This window comes from Agrobacterium sp. Azo12, from assembly GCF_029193765.2.
In the GTDB taxonomy this organism is placed as follows: domain Bacteria; phylum Pseudomonadota; class Alphaproteobacteria; order Rhizobiales; family Rhizobiaceae; genus Agrobacterium.
The window spans coordinates 294,991-313,094 of sequence record NZ_JARFYO020000002.1 but is presented as its reverse complement, the minus strand read 5'-3'; the positions used below and the strand labels follow the sequence as shown (position 1 = coordinate 313,094).

The window sequence follows — 18,104 nt, the reverse complement described above, 5'->3', positions numbered from 1 at the left end:
GCGCTCAGGAACTTTCCACGACAATTGGGGTTCGAGTGGCTTGAATAACGAGGTCCGAAAACGAACCGTATCTAAGGCCGTGAGGGCTGGCCGCGCTTTCGTTGTTCGACGCCGAGCTCGTAACCTCCCATCAGGAGATGGTGAACCATCAGTCAATATGCTGGCAGTTCCGAACAAGCTCGAAGCAGTGCCTGTCCCGAAGCCCGACCTTGTCATCTGATCTCAGGAGGTCCCCGTGTCAAATTACCTGTCTATACTTGCCCTATCCGCGACTACCCTTGCCCTGCCGTCTGCGGCTTTTTCCGAGATCAAAGGTACTGTCGGAGAAGCATCAGACGTAACGATTCGAGGCTCGATCCTCGAACCCGAAAAACTGGCGGTCACGGACGATGCCAAGCTTACGGACCTGATAAAAGCGCCTGCCGGGTTCAATGTCGATGTTTTTGCCCGAGACCTGATCAATCCGCGCATGCTCGCGGTTTCACGGGACGGAAACCTCTACGCAACCCGCAGAACAGTCGGGGACGTGATCATGCTGAAAGACGACAACGCTGACGGCAAAGCCGATGGCGTTGTTACGGTGGCAAGCCGCCCGAACATGCATGGCATCGCGTTTGACGGCGACAAGGTCTTCCTTGTGACGATCCACGATGTCTACAGTGCCGATGTCAAACCCGATGGCACGTTCGGGCCGCTGAACCGCATCATAGACGATCTGCCGGATGCTGGCCAACATGCCAATCGGACGATCGATATCGGTCCGGACGGTATGCTCTACATTTCTGTCGGCAGCACGTGCAATGAGTGTCAGGAAGACAATCCAGAGAACGCGACGATCCTGCGAGCATCGAAGGATGGAAAAACGCGTACAATATTTGTATCGGGCCTGCGCAACACGATCGGTTTCGACTGGGAGCCGATGACCGGCGAACTCTTTGGCATGGACCACGGGATCGACTGGCTAGGCGACGAGGTGCAGATCGAAGAACTAAACCGCATCGAACAGGGCAAAAAATATGGCTGGCCCTATGTGTATGGCATGAGCGGGATCAACCCACATATTAATCCGCCTGAAGGCATCACGCTCGATCCGTGGGCAAAGCAGTCGACAGAACCTCTCCTGGGATATACCGCCCACAGCGCGCCAATGCAGATGGCTTTTTATGACGGAAACGCGTTCCCTGCAGATTACAAAGGTGACGCATTTATTGCCATGCGTGGGTCATGGAACCGTCGTCCGCCGAGCGGCTACGAAGTGGTGCGTGTCGATTTTGAAAACGGGAGGCCAGTGAAGTTCGAGAAATTCCTCGAAGGTTTTCTTCTTCAGCAGGAGAATGGCAAGTTTGGATACCTTGGGCGTTTAGCTGGCATTGCTGTTTCAAAGGACGGGTCGCTGTTTGTCTCCGACGACAGCAATGGGGTTGTTTACAAGGTTTCCTATGCCAACGGCGACGCCAAACGCGTCGCTGAGACCGCGGCAACTCCCAATGTCGTGAAAGACATGCCAGCCTCACCGATTGCGATCGACCTCATCAATACCAAGAACGGCCAGCCGATCTCGGTCAAGGCTGCCTTCAAAAAAGATGGGCCAATCCCGGTTCAATATGTGGCTGATGGAGACAACGCCTCTCCACCAATCGAATGGAACACAGTGCCGCAAGGTACAAAATCCTTCGTGCTGATCGTCGATGACCCGGACGCCGCAAAGCCGAAACCCTTCACACATTGGCTGGCTTATGACATTCCGGTTGTAACCACAAAGCTGCGTGAAGGTATTCCTGGAACACCAATCCTTCAGGATCCGAAGGAGATGAAACAGGGCGCCAATAGCATGGGGTCGATTGGGTACACAGGCCCGAAGCCGCCAGTCGGCGATCCCGCCCATCATTACCATTTCCAGATCTTTGCGCTGGATATCGAAACTCTCGATCTTGAGCCCGGAGCCAAGCGCGACGCTGTGCTGACAAGGATGGAGGGCCACGTTCTCGGCGTGGGCCAGATCGTTGGCACTTTTGAACGCAAATAAGACCAAAAAAAGAGGAACGAAGATGAAAGCATTAACCTGGCACGGCAAGCATGACATCCGGTGTGACAGCGTTCCTGATCCGCAAATTGAGGACGGCCACGATGCGATCATCAAGGTGACGGCCTGCGCAATCTGCGGGTCAGATCTGCATATCTACAACGGCATTATGCCGGAAATGCACTGCGGCGACATCATGGGCCATGAGACGATGGGCGAGGTGGTTGAGGTCGGGAAGGACAACAAGAAACTCCAGGTGGGCGACCGTGTCGTCGTGCCTTTCACGATTGCGTGCGGGCAGTGTTTCTTCTGCCAGAGGGGGTTCTTTTCCGGCTGCGAAAGATCGAATCCAAAGCCTGAAAAAGTCACGAAGATGTGGGGAAATTCGCCTGCTGGACTGTTCGGCTACACCCATCTTCTTGGCGGATACAGCGGCGGGCAGGCAGAATACTTGCGAGTGCCGTTTGCCGATGTGGGTCCCATCAAGGTGCCGGACGGCCTGACAGACGATCAGGTTCTTTTCTTGTCCGATATCTTTCCCACGGGCTACATGGCAGCCGACTTCTGCAACATCCAGCCAGGCGATACGATCGCCATTTGGGGATGTGGTCCCGTCGGCCAGATGGCGATCAAATCTGCTTTCATCCTTGGGGCCGAACGCGTCATCGCTATTGACAGCGTGCCTGAGAGACTGGCGCTAGCCCAGCAATCGGGCGCCATTACGCTCGACTACCTGGATAAGGATATCTATGAGCGGATCATGGAACTGACCAACGGTCGCGGAGCGGATGCGTGCATCGATGCCGTCGGCACTGAGTCAGATCCGGCCGCGAGCTGGGATGCCCGTATCGACCGGATAAAGGTTGCGACCTTCATGGGCACTGATCGGCCGCATGTGCTTCGCCAAGCGATCCATTGCTGCCGGAATTTCGGAACGGTTTCTATCGTCGGCGTATACGGTGGATTTCTAGACAAGATTCCCATGGGCTCCGCAATCAATCGCGGCCTGACATTCAAAATGGCCCAGACCCCGGTCCAGCATTATCTGCCAATCCTGATGGAGCGCATCCAGAACGGAGAAATCGATCCGTCCTTCATCATTACGCACACAGGCGGTCTCGAGGATGGCCCGGAACTCTACAAGACCTTCCTCGAAAAGAAGGACGGCTGCGTCAAAGTCGTGCTCAAGCCGTGAGGAGTAGGATACCTGACGATAACGACTGTTGAGGCGAAATCTCGGGCATAGCTAGCACATACAGGAGCTGGGCGTTTTTGGTCCGATCCGTTCAAATGGAGCTGTCATTGATCGAATGTGTCGATCGTCTGATCGAGGCTTTGCCTCTGACGGCTCTGTCGACTTCCTGTTGGCGAACGACCAGCTGCGGACGTGGCAACAGACGAAATCTTTCCAGAGAGCCCGCCTCAACGGGCACCTCGTTCTCATGGTGGGTAGCAAGAATTGACTATCGAAGTCAGGCCTTCATTTGAGCCATCTTTTCCCCCAGAACCCAAAGGGCTTTGTTTAGTTTAATGTCCTGATCGATGCCGTTGACGGCGCGGGATTTAACACGGCGCGGCCTTCCCAAATCGTCACGGCCTTGACCACGCAAACCACCTTTGATGGTGTTTTCCTGCACGACGTTCCATGTGGTCCAGAGGTCATTTGATTTGTCATCGGTGCGGCGAATTCCAAGCATCTTTTGCGGTTGGATTGGCGTGGCGACATTTCCGTCGGCATCGCCAAAGCGCAGGACGTGTGCAGCCTCGGCCAATGCAAGCTGCTCATCACGGTTCAAAATGTGTGTCGACCAATCCTGTGGCGCAACTAGTGTGCGCTCGGCTTCATTCAAAACTTTATAGGTTCCTTCAATGACCTTATCTCGGACGTTGCCAGAGTGGCGAACCTTGATGGCGTCAATGGTGCCGGTCTGTGTCACAAGACTATTCAGGCAACGAATACGGAAAAGGCCTGCTAACAACTCATAAGCGGACGTTCCATCGTTGGCATTCTTCAGAAGGATTTCGCAAACCGTGTCGCCTACATTGTAGACCTTGCCATCACCTACACGACGCATGCGGATAAGGTGCTTGGTAAAGTCAGCCTTGCCCGGCGTGCGGCTGGCGGACTGCTTTACACCAACAGGGACAAAACCCTCGTCTTTCAGGCCGCGCAAAACTTCGATTGTTGGAATTGGCATGAAGCGCTCAGAACGGCTTTCGTGCGCGCTGGTGGCAAAAATCGATGGTGCCAACTTGCGCATTTCGATTTCAGTCATTTCGCGGCCAGTGTCAAAACGAGCTGTGTTTGTATAGATGGACATATATCGGAACTCCTATTTTCCCCGTTGGCGCTCCCTCTCAAATTTGATTGGGAATACGTATGTATTCCCGGGCAAAGGGGGGAGGGCGAAGCCAGCCCACTGGCGGATTGGTCCGGCGTCACAGGGGTCATGAAGCAACAAAAAACGGAAGGTTCGGCCGAAGGGTGAAAGCCGTTTTTTTTGACGGAGTGACAGCGCGCAGCGCGCTTGCCCCTTGATCGCCGGAACGATCCGAATGCAGGGGGAAACCAGACAAACAGGAGAATGTGCGCCGCAGTCGCGATTTATCGCGTGCGGGCGCTCTCTATTCGTCTTCAGCCGTGCCGGCTGACTGCAGTATTCGTAACTACTACATTTGATAGTTGTTCGTGGGGACGGGAAGTAGTGTGTTTGCTGAATGGATACAAAGCTCGAAGATCTTAAACTGCGACCGGGGCTGCTGTGGGAACTCCACGCCCTTGGTTATTACACCGTGGGCGATATGGCCCACCTCTCCATCGTTGAAACTCTTCGAATCCCAGGCATGGGGGGCGTTTACTGGAGGCGCATAGCCAAAGCGCAGGGCAGGGAACCCTATCCAACGAAACGGGAGCTCATGAATGCAAGGAATGAGGTTGAGCCGCGCAGTTAGAATTTCAGATCAGAGATCGCTTAACGCTGTTGGAAATGGGTGTTTTCGGATAGTAGAAATCCCAGCAGGAGCAAAAACATGATTTCGAACGCGCCGCCCTTCTGGTGGAGAAAACCGGGGTGGCAAGCATATGTGCTAAAACCGCTGTCATCGGTTTACGGCTGGATCGCTGGTAAAACGATGAGGCGAAAGTACCGTCCATCCGTAGATGTTCCGGTAATCTGCGTCGGTAACTTCACAGTCGGGGGAGCCGGTAAAACGCCAACAGCTATTGCGATAGCTCAAGCTGCAATTGCAAAGGGGTTGCGCCCGGGCTTCCTCAGCCGGGGTTATGGCGGCACGTTGGATGTTACTACTCTGGTGGAGCCGCATCATCGTGCAAAAGATGTTGGCGACGAACCGCTTCTACTAGACCGCTATGCCATGACAGTCGTTTCAAGACGACGTATCGACGGTGCGCACCGCCTCGTTGAGGCCGGTGCTGACCTCATCATCATGGATGACGGGTTTCAAAGCGCGCGCCTGATGGTCGACTATACACTTGTCGTCATTGATAGCGTTCGTGGACTTGGTAACGGTTTCATAATTCCGGCAGGTCCGGTGCGTGCGCCAATCTCCGAACAGATGCGCCAACTTTCCGCTATTCTTAAAGTGGGCGATGGCGCGGCAGCTGATGAACTTGTTCGAACAGCTGCTCGGGCAGGTAAGACAATTTACGTCGCCGGAATTCAGCCAACCTTACCGGGTGGGCTTACCGGTACGCCGGTAATAGCCTACGCCGGAATTGCTGATCCAGACAAATTTTACAGAACCGTCGAAAGCCTGGGTGCGAATATCATGGAGCGGCGATCGTTCAGTGACCACCACACGTTTGAAAACGACGAGGTTGCTGACCTGCTAGACACGGCAGCAAAGCGACAACATTCTTTGGTTACCACTGCGAAAGATGTTGCACGCCTAAAAGGCGCTCCAGGCAGAGCCGAAGAGTTGCGGCGGCGTAGTTACGTCATCGAAATCGAAATGGTGTTCGATGATCCAAACACACCTTCTGAGATAATCGACGCAGCCATCGAGAACTGCCGCACACGTCGGCTCTGCGGTACGCCTGCGAAATAGGCTGAGTACTATTTTTACGTTGGCAGGGCGTTGTTCTTGATACAGCAACTATCGCATGTGGCGCTAAAAGACGCCGCATGCGATGCAACCTCGGTCTACGTTCTGCAAGCAGCTAATAGAGTGGAGTTTATTCAGGTACGACATTTTCCGCTTTGGACTTACCAGTTTTGCGGTCCTGGCCAATTTCGAAGTTCACTTTCTGGCCTTCCCGAAGTGGTTGAACGCTTTGAACCGCTGAGACATGAACAAACACATCTCCGGCGCCATTATCCGGAGTTATGAAGCCGAAACCTTTATCCTGATTAAAGAACTTAACTGTACCAGTTGCCATCAAATTTTCCTCAAATACGCAGCCTCTAGGCCGCAAGTCGTAAGAATATGTATCGTAAGGTTAGACCGTAATCAGGCAACTGGCCACAGAGAAAAATCTCTTCAAATCTAGCCATATTGATATTTTAACAATCTTCTGGCTCACTTGTCTTCATGACAAAGAAGCCGCGCCCGAAACCTTTGTTGCGAGAAACCGAACCTCCTGTTCGGTCAAGGCCTCGGCGTCGCAGGAATCCGGAGCAGCCGAACCTTCCCTTAGATCCAATGCCAGAACGTATTGAACCGTGTCTGGCTACCTTGAAATCAAAACCGCCCGAAGGTGATGATTGGAGCTACGAGATAAAATGGGATGGGTATCGCTTGGCGGTGCACATCGAGTTATCTGGCGTGCGTATTCTTACTAAAAGTGGTCATGACTGGACGAAGCGTTTTCCAGAAATCGAGCGTGGCGCTAGAGAACTGGGTGTAGCAACCGCGATATTGGACGGCGAAGCAGTCATGTACGATGAGCAGGGTCGATCAGACTTTAACCTGCTGCAGACTTCGCTCGGAGGGCGGTCGGGCAAAAAGACTTCACCGGCACAGTTTGTCGCCTTTGACCTGCTTTATCTGGACGGCCATGATATGCAGAACACTGACCTGCGTGTTCGCCGGCATCTTCTTGCCGATCTGATTGGCAGCGCAGAAAGCCCGATCCAGTTTTCGGAAACGTTTGATGCTACGGGTGCTGAGATGTTGGAAGCCGCATGCATACATGGGCTTGAAGGCATCATCGCAAAGCGCCTTGATAGGCCATATCGCTCCGGCCGGAATGACGACTGGATCAAAATCAAATGTGTTGCATCCGAGAGTTTCTTTATCGTCGGATATGAGCGATCAACCATCGGCTTCAGTTCTCTTTTGCTCGGTGCTTACCACAACGGCCAGGTCGTCTATGTTGGATCCGTTGGCACGGGCTTCAAGCAGAATGAAGTAGCAAACCTACAGACACAGATGAACAAACTCATCTGGAAAAAGAAAGCGCCGCCCGTTCGATACACTGGCAAGCGTGATGTCGTGTGGGTCGAGCCAACACTAATCGCGGAAATCGAGTATCGAGGTTGGACCGGCGACGTGAAACTGCGGCATTCCAGCTACAAGGGTCTGCGCGAGCTGCAGGATAACGCCGAAGTCTACCGCATTGAAGATTGATAGACTCGTTGTTGCCACATGAGGCAATGGTGAACCCGGCGCAAACGCCAACGACAATCTCTCCCAATCGTTTCCATCTTGACTCGCTCATGAACGAGAACATAATGAGAACGGAATTACCTGCCATTGAGAAGCCGACATTCCATGCTCCATGCCATTGCCACCGTTGAGCCTGTTTCCGTGGACTACATAGTCCGTGAGGTGAGGACCGCTGGACTGATGGTATCGGCAGGATTTCCATCTCCAGCAGGAGACGATCTCGAAGACCCTATCGATCTAATCGCTTGGATCGTTCGGCGAGAGACTTCCACATTCTGGTACAAAGTTTCAGGAAACTCCCTCTGTCGTGCAGGAATCCTCGACGGTGATTTTGTAGCGATAGACAGGGCGGGTAAGGTTCAACCCGGCCGGACGGTTCTCGCCCTCCACAACGGAGATATGCTTCTGAAAGTGTTGACCAGGCGCGACGGCCGAATGTGGCTCGAAGCAAGGTCCGACGATCATTATCCTCCGCTCCCTGTTCTCGAAACAACTGAAATCTGGGGCGTTGTTGCAGGCATCGCTCGCCGCTATCCGGTCGAATAAAATGGCAGATCCTATTGCTCTGATCGACTGCAACAATTTTTATGTCAGCTGCGAAAGGCTGTTTGATCCCAGACTTCGGGGCGTTCCGGTCGTCGTGTTGTCGAACAACGATGGATGCGCCGTCGCGCGCAGCGACGAGGCGAAAGTTCTTGGAATTAAGATGGGGGAGCCTGCTCATCTCTTTAAACAGAAGACGAAAGAGCATGGCATCCGCCTGTTTTCGAGCAATTATACCCTGTACGGCGATATATCCCGGCGCGTAGCAGCTACCATTTCCGACTTCAGCCCACGCACCGAAATCTACAGCATCGACGAAACTTTCGTGGACATGTCCGGCTTCGGTGGCAGGATGATCGACCATGCGGCTGAAATGCGGGCGACTGTGCGCCAGAACACCGGCATTCCAACCTGTGTCGGTATTGGTCCGAGTAAGACGATGGCGAAATTTGCGAACTTCATCGCGAAGAAAAACCCGGTCTTTAATGGCATTGCTGACTTGATGGACGAACAGATCGCCGGCTACTGCATGGCTCGCAGTGATGTCTCGGAAGTCTGGGGTGTAGGATCAAGAACGACTGAAAAACTCCTCGGCTTGGGAATAAACACTGTCGCCCAGCTCCGCGATATGCCGTTGCCTCTTGCTCGGCAGATCGGGACCGTTGTGCTTGAGCGTACTGTCGCAGAACTTCGTGGAATACCTTGCATGGAGCTTCAGGATGTAGAGCCCACCCGCAAGGGGATGGCTGTGACCCGTTCTGCAGGATCGCCCATGACATCGCTGGCCGTCCTTCAGCAGGCTATCACCGCACATGCAACACGTGCGGCCGAAAAGCTACGTAGTCATGGCCTCGTTGCTGCTCATATGACGGTTTTCTTCCACACGAACCCGCACAACGGATCCGCTCGGGACAGCTCATCCAGAACCGCCAAGTTATCCCCGCCGTCAAATACGACCATGGCACTCGTGCAGACAGCGCTCCGTTGTGCCGAAAAGGCATGGAAGGGAAATAAAGAGAATAACGGGTTTGCATATACAAAGGCGGGCGTGATGCTCGATGACCTGGTGCCAGAGGAGCTGGCCCCGGTAGACCTGTTTGCACATGAGCAAGCCAAGTCCGTGAAATTGTCGGCCGCACTGGATGCCGTCAACGACAAGTGGGGCAAGAAGACCGTGATCCTTGCAAGCGAAGGCTTTAAGCGATCTTTTGAAACCAAGGCAAGCATGAGGTCGCCCAGATATACGACGCGGCTTGCTGATCTACCGGTCGTGCGGGCATAGTCGGTCATGGAAACCAGCCACACTTTCCGCGTGGAAGTATGGGATGATCCGCCCGACGCTGGCGGCTCGATCATCGAAGTTATCTCTTCGTCATCGAGCTTTGCCGTCTCAATCGCTGCTTACAAAGCCGCGATCCGTGAACGTCCCGGCAAATACTTGACGCACATGAATGGTCGAAACCGCATGACATGCGAGCTCGCGCCTGATCCACCGGAGTCATTGAGGCAGTCGAAGGGCAAGGAAAGAACGGACCACTATCCCGACGTTCTTGATGATCCCGAGTACACATTCGCCTCGTTGCCAGAATGGAAAACGCTCGCGATCCACTGCAAGAGCTGCGACCGGGTTGCGCCTGTCAATCGCTGGGAGATGGCCCGAAAACACGGAAAACAGTGTGTCATCACTATGTTGCTTCCCAAACTACGATGCGAATGTGGCGTGAGAGGCAACAGCGAATGGCTCATTGGTAAAATGCCTCGTTGACGTAAAAGATAGTTAGGTCGCAGCGGGCCAGTCGTTGGCTGGTTCATCGACCATGCTATCGTCGTCAGCGGGATCTGGATCTTGCTGGTAGGCTTTATGCAGATTTCCTATCTCTTCGCTGACCGCCCCGAGAACTTCCTTTTGGTCGACGCCTTCCGTAACGAACCTGTCGACCAAATCTTCTAGTTTGAGCCGGAGTTCATCTCGCCATTGCGCTGTCATCTCTTTCTCCTTTTGATGGGCTTTTCTGCAAGTTCAATTCTGACAGGAGCATGATCACTCGTGTGGTCCCACCCGCGGACATGCTTGTCTACTTCTGCCTCCACTAACCGTTCGGCGAGATCGGGGCTGAGAAGGAAATGATCCAGACGGAGCCCGGCATTTCTTGCATAGGCATTCCGGAAGTAATCCCAGAAAGTGTAAATTGTTTCATGGGGGTGAAGTTCACGGATGGCATCCGTCCATCCTTGAGCAATCAGCTCGCGAAATGCATCTCTGACCTCAATGCGGAAGAGTGCATCGTTCTTCCATCTTTCTGGCTTATATACGTCGAGCTCGGTCGGCATGACGTTGTAGTCGCCGGCGAGAATGACGGGTACCTCAAGTTCGAGAAGCCCCGCCGCATAATCCCGCAAACGTTGAAACCAGCGGAGTTTGTATTCGAACTTCGGGCCAGGATATGGATTACCGTTCGGAAGATAGAGACCGCCGATTACGATGCCATCTACTATAGCCTCAATGTAGCGGCTCTGTTCATCCTCTGGTTCCCCAGGTAGCCCCTTACGGGTGAGTAATGGCAGCTGTCCTCTAGCGAGTATCGCGACACCGTTCCACGATTTCTGACCATGCCAAACCGCGCCGTACCCAGCCTTTCCGATTGCGTCTTCGGGAAACCGGATGTCAGGCGCTTTCAGTTCCTGAAGTATGGCAATGTCCGGCTGCGCCTCTTCGAGCCATTTCAGCAAAACCTCAAGGCGGCCGTTTACGCCATTGACATTGTAGGTCGCGACTATCACTTCGACTTGCGGTCGCCCTTGTCTCCTTCCCCCGGTTTTGCATCGTGTTTGGCGTCATGCCGCTTGTCTGCTGAGAGAGACCTGCCCACATCAACGGATTCTTTGAAGCGGCCGTCCTCATCTCGGCGGACGTAACGCTTGTTGGTTCCCGTATCAATCAGTTCGCGCTTGCTCATGGTATTCTCCTTCGTTAGCGATACCTCACTAACTCGCAACCTCATGAAAAAGATGCATCAACGGTTGATGGCGTCAGTCAATTGGAAGCGTAACACGACAATAAGGTTTGGCGCCCGTTTTGAAAAAGGGCCGCCCATTGGCGACCCTGCACGAAATCCAAAACACGAGTGAAGGTGAGGGGCGGTCAGTGGTGCGTCTCCACCACGATACTGTCGTCATCATCAAAATTACCGTTACTGAGAGCATCATAGGAATTGACGCTTTCTCCACCGCCGCGAGTACCAAATGCGGTCAATTGCACCATCACGGCGCGAGCCCGCTCGACAACATCGACCTCGTCAAGATCGTTGTCACCAGCGACTTTGACGATCACTTCATCGCCATCATCTCCAATGAATTCGATCTTCCAGCCATCATTTGAGTGTTCAATGTGTGTTTCAGTCAAATGCATATCAGCCAGCCTTTCTTCCGCCGTTAAGCTCTTTGGCCAACGACTTCTTCAGTGCATCCATAATGTTGACGACGTTGTTAGGTTCCGCTGGCGCATCTCCTTTGCGACTATTGCTTTTAGGTTTCAGTGATTTCTTTTTCTTCGCAATCAGTTGCAGCAGCGTTTCCTGGACAGGGTCGCTCACCATATTCGGTGACCATTTCTCGGTTTTTTGCTTGATGAGTTTCTGCATCAGGGGGACCAGTTCAGGGTCAGAATCGTCCTCGATATTCTCGAAGTATTCTTTCTCAGGCCTGACCTCGTCACCGAAACGCAGGGTCCACAAGACGATGCCATCATCCCGAGGCTCCAGCACAACCGCACGCTCACGGCGGCCCATGACGAGTTTCGAAACTCCAACGACTTTGTCAGATTTCATGGCATCGCGGATCACGGCGAATGCCTCGTTGCCAACTTCACTTTCCGGCATCAGATAATGCGGTTTTTCGAGATAAACCCATTCGATGCTATCGGCTGGTACGAACTTCTCAACGTCGATGGTTTTCACCGTGTCGAGCTCGACAGCATCGAGATCATCGTCCGTGAGGATGACGTAGTCGTCTTCTCCCCGCGCGTAACCGCGAACATCGTCGCCCTCTTTCACCGGCTTACTCGTGACGGAGTCGATGTATTGTGAAACGACACGGTTGCCGGTTTCGGAGTTCAAAGTGTGAAAGCGCACCTTCTCACTTTCCGACGTAGCCGGCGACATCGTGACGGGGCAGGTCACAAGGCTGAGTTTGAGATAACCGCGCCAATAAGGTCTAGGCATGATCAACCAGCCTTTCTGGATGCTGACGAAGATGACGAGCTTTTAGAGGCCCCTCGGGCTGCGGGTTTTTTGGTCGTTGTCCTGTTGACGTTGGCTGCGGCGCGTTTCGGTTTCGCTTCACCACCTTTCGACATGCCGGCGCTTTTACGAAGTGCATCCAATAGATCGTTTGGTTTCGACACTTCGACTGCTTTCCGCTTGGGAAGCGCTTTGCCAGAGATCTTCGCTTTAACCAGTTCAGCAAGAGCTGCTTCGTAGCGATCATCAAATGTCGCCGGATCGAAGGTGCCTTTCTTGGTGGAGATGATATGTCGGGCGAGATCAAGCATTTCGGCCTCAAGCTTAATCTTCGGCATTTCCTCGAATGCTTTCTTCGAAGACCGAACCTCGTAGTCATAGTTCAATGTGGTCGCAATCAGGCCCTTACCGTGAGGACGAATAAGAACCGTCCGCATGCGACGGAAGAGGACCGCCCGCGCTATAGCAGCCACTTTTGATTTCTCCATTGCGTCGCGCAGCGCGGTGAATGCATCGGACCCGGTCTTATCCGGTGTCAGATAATACGGCTTGTCAAAGTATACGTCATCCACATCAGAGCAGGTTATAAACGCTTCGATTTCCAGGGTCTTGTTGCTATCGGGAATAGCAGCTGCGATCTCATCTGGGTCAATGATGACGTAGAGACCATTATCGACCTCAAACCCCTTAGTCTGCTGCTCGCGAGGCACAACCTCTTCGGTGGTGCTGTCTATGAAAACGCGATTGACGCGATGTCCGGTGGCTTTGTTGATGGTGTTGAAACTGATGCGATCTGAGGTGGACGCCGCTGTGTAGAGCGCGATCCCACAACTCACTTCACCAACCTTCAAGAAGCCTTTCCACTGTGCTCGATGCGCTGCCATACGAGATACTCCGACTGACGCTTGAAAGCGAATCAACCGTTACGCATCCGATTCGTTCCGATCGAGAACGAAACGGTTCTACCTTCTTCCAAGCAACTAGGGCGACCGTTTAAGTTCTAGGTCGTGAACCATTAATCTCAGCGCAATGAAGCTGCCGCGTTTGATTCCCGGACCTCGGCCAGTCAGTTCACATATTCTAGGTGGATGAGTGGATATGGCCTGCCCTGTCCGTCAATTGGCGAACGGCCCGTCCGCCTGAATCCCATTCGTTCATAGAACCGAACAGCTTGATCATTCTGCTCGTTGACGTCGGTTGTCATTCTTGGATGACGGGCGAGGCCATGCTTCACCAGGGCAGCACCAATTCCGGTTCCGCGCCGGGCGGGATCAACGAATAGCGCTTCCATGTGTCCTTCGTCGATTAGCATGAATGCCATCAGGTAGTCATTTTCATCAACTGCAAGCCAGAGTGGAGCTTGCGGAAGGAAACCGCACACCATTTCGTCAATGGCGAGACGATCCTCAGGCGTTAGAAAGTCGTGCGTAGCGTCAACTGCGCCTCGCCAAATTTCAATGATGCGGGTGCCGTCGTCGGGGCGGGAAGGTCGGATCATAATCATGGTCTCGGGATACAGTGCTTTGATCAAAAGAGTAAAGCGAGTTACCGAATGGACTTACATTTCGCTGCCAATTCTGTTCAGGCTCGGCATGAGCCGTTATGACTTGACCGACTTCGAGTGGCGCGTGATTGAGCCAATCCTCCCAACAAACCGCGAGCCGTGTCACGCGTAGACGATCGTCGCGTTCTGAATTGGATTTTCTGGGTGCTGCGGTCCGGTGCGCCGTGGCGGGACCTACCCGAACGCTATGGTCCGCGTACCACCTGCTACTACCGTGTCGTGCGGTGGCGAAAGGCCGGGGTGTTGAACCGGATGTTCCTCACTCGACTAATCACCGGTCGCCCGCAACAGATTTCCTGCGCCGCATTTTGCTTACCTACGCTCGTCTTTTGGAACGGGAACGTAGACGTCACGTGGAGGTTTGGCTTCATCTATGTGTCCAGAGTTCTCGGATAACTCTCGCTCCTTAGCCGCCCGCACGTCGTCCGACATTTGCGCATCCTGATAAGGGCCCAAAGATCCGGTTTCCCCTGCATTAGTCCACTCTACCCAGTGCCCGTGAGCGTCGGATCGGACTACGACACTCAGTGCTTGGTCTTTATCTTCCATTAAATTTCTCCTTCGGACCTGACGTATCGGTGTTCCCAACTCGCTGGATGATACCGAAGCACTCCCAAAGGTCTAGGGACCGCTCGGGAACAGTGGAACGACCGGCCAACGCTTCGTACATTCTCGGGTCTTTACTGTTTGCGTTGGCTTCTTTAGGCAAGTCTAACGGTTTAAATGAGGCTTGATAAGCATGAATACGTCCGCGGGTGCCGACACGGCGTGGGTTCAAGAAATGCTAGGTGGACTTCCCACCGCCCACATCAGCGCTTTTGAGCAATGGCCAGCGGATTTGAGAACTACATTTCGGACGATAGCGGCGTCCCCACACCAGATTATTTTGTTTTGGGGTAGGGAATATGTCGCTCTCTACAATGAAGCATACGCTCCATCCATTGGCCTGAAGCATCCAGATGCTTTCGGCCGTCCCGCGCGGGATTATTGGAGTGAGCTATGGGAAGATCTCAAGCCGCTCCTCGATCAGGTGATGGAGAGGGGCTTGCCTGTTTTTCTCAAGGATAGACCCTTTTATATCGAGCGTCATGGTCATCCGGAAACGGTAACCTTCGACATTGCTTACTCAGCCGTAACCATCGCAGATGGTTCGGTTGGGGGTGTATTATGTATCGTGAGCGAGACGACAGAGCGCACAAGAGGCGAACAGCAGCTTAGGGAAAGCGAAGCGCGTTTTCGCAATATGGCAGATCACGCACCGGTTATGATGTGGGTCGTCGATGAGGCGGGTGCATGCAATTACCTCAATACCAAATGGTACGAGTTTACGGGGCAATCCCAGGAGCAAGCCGAAGGTTTCGGTTGGCTCGACGCCACGCATCCTGACGATAAGGAACTGGCGACCCGAACGTTCATGGAGGCGTTGGCTCGTCGGGAAGGCTTTCGACTCGAGTACCGTCTTCGCCGTCACGACGGCATTTACAGGTGGGCTATCGACGCGGCGGAACCCCGCTTTTCTGCGGATGGAACATTCCTTGGTTATATTGGCTCGGTCATCGATATTGATGAGCGACACGATATGGAACAAAAGCTCTGGGCAAGCGAGAGCGGCCTGAAAGCCCTGACCAACTCGATTGACCAGATGGTTTGGTCGACCCGGCCTGACGGTTTTCACGACTTCTACAACGAGCGTTGGTATGAGTTCACTGGCGTCGAGCGTGGTTCCACGGACGGCGTTGGCTGGAATGAGATTTTCCACCCGGATGATCGCGAAAGAGCATGGTCTGTATGGCGCGAATGTTTGCGAACTGGCGAGCCCTATCACATCGAGTATCGTCTGCGACATCATACCGGACATTATCGCTGGGTTATTGGTCGAGCAAACCCGGTCATTGACGCCCAAGGTCAAATCACGCGCTGGTATGGCACTTGCACGGATGTTCACGAACTCAAAATTGCCGAGATACAGCGAACGGCGATTATCGAATTTAATGAGCACGTTGCAACGCTGCGTGATCCCGGCGATATCGTGAAAGCAGCACTGCAGACGATTGGAAGTCTGCTGAAAGTCAGTCGCGCAGGTTATGGGACAATCGATGAGGCCCGCGAGACAATATTAATCGAACACGACTGGACGAGTGGCCGCACTGGTAGCCTAAGCGGACTACGACGTTTTCGCGACTACGGCATGTTTGTTGACGACCTCAAGAAGGGTGAAATCGTTGTTATATCCGACGCCGAGGTCGATCCTCGAACACGGGAGCGCGCCGCAGCATTAGACGTGATTTCCGCGCGTGCAAGCGTCAATGTTCCGTTGAGGGAGCAAAGTGGACTTGTCGCGGTCCTGTTCGTCAATAACTCGAAGGCAACAGCATGGCGCAACGAGGAGCTGACATTTTTAAAGGAGATGGCGCTGAGACTGCGCAATGCCGTGGAGCGCCGCCGCGCGGAGAACGACCTTTTACAGCTCACTGAGGGTCTTGAACAGAAAGTCATTCAGAGAACAGAAGAATTGCGGGCCTCAGAAGAGCGACTGCGTCACAGTCAAAAGCTTGAGACCATTGGTAAGCTAACGGGCGGGGTTGCACATGACTTCAACAATTTGCTGCAAGTTGTCTCGGGCAACCTCCAGCTTTTGCAAAAAGACCTCTCTGGAAACGAGAAAGCACAGCGTCGCCTGACAAATGCAATGGCTGGGGTCACTCGCGGTGCCAAATTGGCAAGTCAGCTGTTGGCGTTTGGGCGACGCCAGGCCCTTGATCCAAAGGTCATTAACATTGGGCGGTTCCTGCGCGACATGGACGACATGCTGCGGCGGTCGATTGGCGAGGCCATCGAAATTGAGACGGTTATCGCTGGTGGTCTCTGGAACTGCCTCGCGGACCCGGCTCAAGTGGAAAATGCCGTCCTTAACCTGGCGATCAATGCGCGTGACGCTATGGACGGGCGGGGTAAGTTAACAATTGAGGTTGGGAACGCCTTCTTGGATGACGACTATGCAGCCAAGCATGATGAAGTCGAAGCCGGCCAATATGTTATGCTCTCGGTAACCGACACGGGTACAGGTATTCCAGCCGATATGATCGAACAGGTGTTTGAACCATTTTTCTCCACGAAGCCGGAGGGAAAGGGAACGGGACTTGGCCTGTCCATGGTATTTGGTTTCGTGAAGCAATCAGGCGGCCATGTCAAAATCTATTCTGAAGTGGGTCATGGGACGACTGTTCGCATGTACCTCCCGCGCGCGCTCTCTAGTGAAGATCGTGAAGCTCCTATTGCCTTGGGGCCGATTGTTGGAGGCTCCGAAACCATCCTGGTTGCCGAAGACGACGATGAGGTCCGCGCCACCGTAGTCGAGACGCTCACTGACCTCGGATACAGTGTCTTAACAGCGCCGAGCGCGGAAGCGGCACTCGTGATCGTAGAATCTGGAATTTCGATCGACGTTCTGTTCACAGATGTTGTCATGCCGGGCAGTATGAAGAGTACCGAACTAGCCAAGCGGGCAAAAGAACGTCAACCGGATCTCGCGGTACTTTATACATCTGGTTACACCGAAAATTCGATCGTTCATGGCGGTAGACTTGATGTCGGCGTTGAACTGCTGTCCAAACCTTACACCCGTGAAGCGCTGGCTCGTAAAATCCGGCATGTTCTTGGGAACCGCGCTCAGCGTACGCAGGTCCGAACTCAGAAGACACCAGTTGTCAACGTCCCAACACATCCCAATCCAACGCTCAACGTGCTGTTAGTTGAAGACGATGCGCTTATCCGCATGAACACAGCGGAGATGCTTATGGATCTGGGTCACACCGTTCTGGAAGCGGGATCCGGGAAGGAAGCTCTCACGGTGGCCCAGCGCAGCTTTGATCTTCTTGTGACCGATATCGGTCTACCCGACGTATCCGGTTATGACCTCGTACGGGAGCTTCAAACTGCAGGTCGGGTCTTCAAGGTTATTTTGGCGAGCGGACAATCGCGTGTAACGGACGAGGCGTTCTCTGGCGCGACTTTGATAACCAAGCCATACAGTCAAGAAGATCTGGCTAAGGCTATAAAAGAGCTTTTCGGTCGTTGAAATTCTGGCTATGGATTTTCTGTCCCAAGG

18 protein-coding genes and 1 pseudogene are annotated in these 18,104 nt (G+C 53.5%); 10 read left to right on the top strand and 9 right to left on the bottom strand.

From position 1 onward, the window contains the following. The first annotated feature begins 235 nt into the window (after positions 1 to 235). Both PYL13_RS17950 and PYL13_RS17945 read left to right on the top strand, forming a co-directional pair. The gene (locus PYL13_RS17950) at positions 236 to 2,026 is read left to right on the top strand and encodes a YbhB/YbcL family Raf kinase inhibitor-like protein (RefSeq protein WP_275643099.1); all 1,791 of its coding nucleotides are present in this window, start codon (positions 236 to 238) and stop codon (positions 2,024 to 2,026) included. A 22-nt stretch (positions 2,027 to 2,048) separates the two neighbouring features. After that, positions 2,049 to 3,218: a zinc-dependent alcohol dehydrogenase gene (locus PYL13_RS17945; RefSeq protein ID WP_275643098.1), complete on the top strand. Its 1,170-nt coding sequence runs from the start codon at positions 2,049 to 2,051 to the stop codon at positions 3,216 to 3,218. Between the two features lie 277 nt (positions 3,219 to 3,495). On the opposite strand, the gene PYL13_RS17940 is transcribed toward PYL13_RS17945, so the two are convergent. Further along, the gene (locus PYL13_RS17940; RefSeq protein WP_275643097.1) at positions 3,496 to 4,344 is read right to left on the bottom strand and encodes a DUF932 domain-containing protein; all 849 of its coding nucleotides are present in this window, start codon (positions 4,342 to 4,344) and stop codon (positions 3,496 to 3,498) included. Positions 4,345 to 4,741: 397 nt separating this feature from the next. Between PYL13_RS17940 and PYL13_RS17935 the strand changes: the two genes are divergently transcribed. Both PYL13_RS17935 and lpxK read left to right on the top strand, forming a co-directional pair. Further along, positions 4,742 to 4,975 carry a hypothetical protein gene (locus PYL13_RS17935; protein WP_275643096.1) on the top strand — a complete coding sequence of 78 codons (234 nt, stop codon included), beginning with the start codon at positions 4,742 to 4,744 and terminating at the stop codon, positions 4,973 to 4,975. A gap of 78 nt (positions 4,976 to 5,053) precedes the next feature. After that, on the top strand, positions 5,054 to 6,091 hold the full coding sequence (gene lpxK / locus PYL13_RS17930) for a tetraacyldisaccharide 4'-kinase (RefSeq protein WP_275643095.1): 1,038 nt from the start codon (positions 5,054 to 5,056) through the stop codon (positions 6,089 to 6,091). Positions 6,092 to 6,218: 127 nt separating this feature from the next. Here lpxK and PYL13_RS17925 read toward each other — a convergent pair whose 3' ends face one another. Beyond that, the gene (locus PYL13_RS17925; protein ID WP_275643094.1) at positions 6,219 to 6,422 is read right to left on the bottom strand and encodes a cold-shock protein; all 204 of its coding nucleotides are present in this window, start codon (positions 6,420 to 6,422) and stop codon (positions 6,219 to 6,221) included. 152 nt (positions 6,423 to 6,574) lie between these two features. Between PYL13_RS17925 and ligD the strand changes: the two genes are divergently transcribed. From ligD to PYL13_RS17905, 4 genes are all read left to right on the top strand, one after another. Continuing rightward, the gene (gene ligD, locus PYL13_RS17920; RefSeq protein WP_275643093.1) at positions 6,575 to 7,612 is read left to right on the top strand and encodes a non-homologous end-joining DNA ligase; all 1,038 of its coding nucleotides are present in this window, start codon (positions 6,575 to 6,577) and stop codon (positions 7,610 to 7,612) included. Between the two features lie 144 nt (positions 7,613 to 7,756). Continuing rightward, a complete protein-coding gene (locus PYL13_RS17915; protein WP_275643092.1) occupies positions 7,757 to 8,197 on the top strand; it encodes a LexA family protein in 441 nt (146 codons plus the stop codon). Between the two features lies 1 nt (position 8,198). Continuing rightward, positions 8,199 to 9,476, top strand: coding sequence for a Y-family DNA polymerase (locus PYL13_RS17910; RefSeq protein ID WP_275643091.1), 1,278 nt, complete (start codon positions 8,199 to 8,201; stop codon positions 9,474 to 9,476). 6 nt (positions 9,477 to 9,482) lie between these two features. After that, positions 9,483 to 9,959 carry a hypothetical protein gene (locus tag PYL13_RS17905; RefSeq protein ID WP_275643090.1) on the top strand — a complete coding sequence of 159 codons (477 nt, stop codon included), beginning with the start codon at positions 9,483 to 9,485 and terminating at the stop codon, positions 9,957 to 9,959. 12 nt (positions 9,960 to 9,971) lie between these two features. On the opposite strand, the gene PYL13_RS17900 is transcribed toward PYL13_RS17905, so the two are convergent. From PYL13_RS17900 to PYL13_RS17870, 7 genes are all read right to left on the bottom strand, one after another. Next, positions 9,972 to 10,181, bottom strand: coding sequence for a hypothetical protein (locus PYL13_RS17900; RefSeq protein ID WP_275643089.1), 210 nt, complete (start codon positions 10,179 to 10,181; stop codon positions 9,972 to 9,974). Continuing rightward, entirely contained in the window at positions 10,178 to 10,975 is a 798-nt protein-coding gene (gene xth, locus PYL13_RS17895; RefSeq protein ID WP_275643088.1) for an exodeoxyribonuclease III, read from the bottom strand. The genes PYL13_RS17900 and xth overlap by 4 nt, the downstream gene beginning before the upstream one ends. Further along, complete coding sequence (locus PYL13_RS17890; RefSeq protein WP_275643087.1) at positions 10,972 to 11,151, bottom strand: hypothetical protein; 180 nt, start codon at positions 11,149 to 11,151, stop codon at positions 10,972 to 10,974. Before PYL13_RS17890 ends, xth begins: the two co-directional genes overlap by 4 nt. Before the next feature lie 185 nt (positions 11,152 to 11,336). Continuing rightward, on the bottom strand, positions 11,337 to 11,603 hold the full coding sequence (locus PYL13_RS17885; RefSeq protein WP_275643794.1) for a hypothetical protein: 267 nt from the start codon (positions 11,601 to 11,603) through the stop codon (positions 11,337 to 11,339). Position 11,604: 1 nt separating this feature from the next. Further along, positions 11,605 to 12,417, bottom strand: coding sequence for a non-homologous end joining protein Ku (gene ku / locus PYL13_RS17880; protein ID WP_275642577.1), 813 nt, complete (start codon positions 12,415 to 12,417; stop codon positions 11,605 to 11,607). Continuing rightward, positions 12,417 to 13,316, bottom strand: coding sequence for a non-homologous end joining protein Ku (gene ku / locus PYL13_RS17875; protein WP_275642576.1), 900 nt, complete (start codon positions 13,314 to 13,316; stop codon positions 12,417 to 12,419). Before ku (PYL13_RS17875) ends, ku (PYL13_RS17880) begins: the two co-directional genes overlap by 1 nt. 182 nt (positions 13,317 to 13,498) lie before the next feature. Next, positions 13,499 to 13,936: an acetyltransferase gene (locus tag PYL13_RS17870; RefSeq protein ID WP_275642575.1), complete on the bottom strand. Its 438-nt coding sequence runs from the start codon at positions 13,934 to 13,936 to the stop codon at positions 13,499 to 13,501. 88 nt (positions 13,937 to 14,024) lie between these two features. Between PYL13_RS17870 and PYL13_RS17865 the strand changes: the two are divergent. Continuing rightward, positions 14,025 to 14,251 (top strand): annotated as a pseudogene (locus tag PYL13_RS17865) (transposase); the annotation flags it as partial. A gap of 484 nt (positions 14,252 to 14,735) precedes the next feature. Further along, the gene (locus PYL13_RS17860) at positions 14,736 to 18,074 is read left to right on the top strand and encodes a PAS domain S-box protein (protein ID WP_275642547.1); all 3,339 of its coding nucleotides are present in this window, start codon (positions 14,736 to 14,738) and stop codon (positions 18,072 to 18,074) included. The last annotated feature ends 30 nt before the right edge of the window (positions 18,075 to 18,104 follow it).